Origin of the sequence: Candidatus Palibaumannia cicadellinicola (genome assembly GCF_002855795.1) — a bacterium.
Lineage (GTDB): Bacteria > Pseudomonadota > Gammaproteobacteria > Enterobacterales > Enterobacteriaceae > Baumannia > Baumannia cicadellinicola_C.
In genome coordinates, this window is the sequence record NZ_NJPO01000072.1 from 1 (window position 1) to 1,233 (window position 1,233).

At 31.7% G+C, this 1,233-nt stretch carries 1 pseudogene; it reads left to right on the forward strand.

Features of this window, described 5'->3' with window-relative positions:
- A pseudogene (locus tag CEX73_RS01430) lies at positions 1 to 1,189 on the forward strand (DNA translocase FtsK); the annotation flags it as partial.
- Positions 1,190 to 1,233 lie beyond the last annotated feature (44 nt).

The window sequence follows — 1,233 nt, forward strand, 5'->3', positions numbered from 1 at the left end:
AGATAGTTTAATTTATCAAGTATCAAAATCTTTTACGTTACTACCGACAATAGATTTATTAATCTCTCATACGCTAGAAACAAAAACAGTAGATATGTTATTTCTAGAGCAAACAGCAAGACTAGTAGAAAAATGTTTAGCTGGTTATCGTATTCAAGCTAAAGTAGTTGGAATATTTCCAGGACCAGTTATTACTCGTTTTGAGTTAGATTTAGCACCTGGGGTTAAAGTAGCGCGTATTTCTAATTTATCACGAGATATCGCACGTGCATTATCAACAAATATAGTACAAATAATAGAAATTATTCCTGATAAACCTTATATTGGTTTAGATATTCCTAATAAACAACGTCAAAGTATTTCTTTACGTGAAGTATTTGATTGTGACCAGTTTAATCAAGTCAAATCACCATTATCTTTAGTGCTTGGAAAAGATATTAGAGGACAAACAGTCATTGTTGATCTCATGAAAATGCCTCACTTATTAGTCGCTGGGACTACTGGTTCAGGAAAATCAGTAGGAATAAATGCTATGATTTTAAGTATTTTGTATAAAGCAACACCGCAAAATGTACGATTTATTATGATTGATCCCAAAATGTTAGAACTTTCAGTGTATGAAGGAATTCCTCATCTGTTAACTAAAGTTATTACTAATATGAATGATGCTATGAATGTATTAAGCTGGTGCATTTGTGAGATGGACCGACGTTATAAATTAATGTCAGAACTAGGAGTACGTAATTTAACTAACTATAATAAACGTATAACACAAGCAAAATATGAACCAATTAGATTGAAATATAAACCAAAGGTTTTATTAGAAACTTTACCATATATTGTCATAGTAGTAGATGAATTAGCTGATTTAATGATGATGATTGGAAAAAAAATGGAATACTTAATTGTTCGTTTAGCACAAAAAGCCCGAGCATCTGGTATTCACTTAGTGCTAGCGACACAACGTCCATCTGTAGATGTAATTACAGGCTTAATTAAAGCTAATATTCCAACACGTATTGCTTTTGCGGTATCAAGTACAATAGACTCTAGAACTATTTTAGATCAAACTGGTGCTGAATCTCTACTTGGTATGGGTGATATGCTTTATCTTGCTTCTCAATCTTCGTTACCAATACGTGTACATGGTGCATTTGTACAAGATGAAGAAGTTCATGCCGTAGTAAATTTTTTAAAAAAAAACAGCAATAGTTAATTCTATTACTCACATTA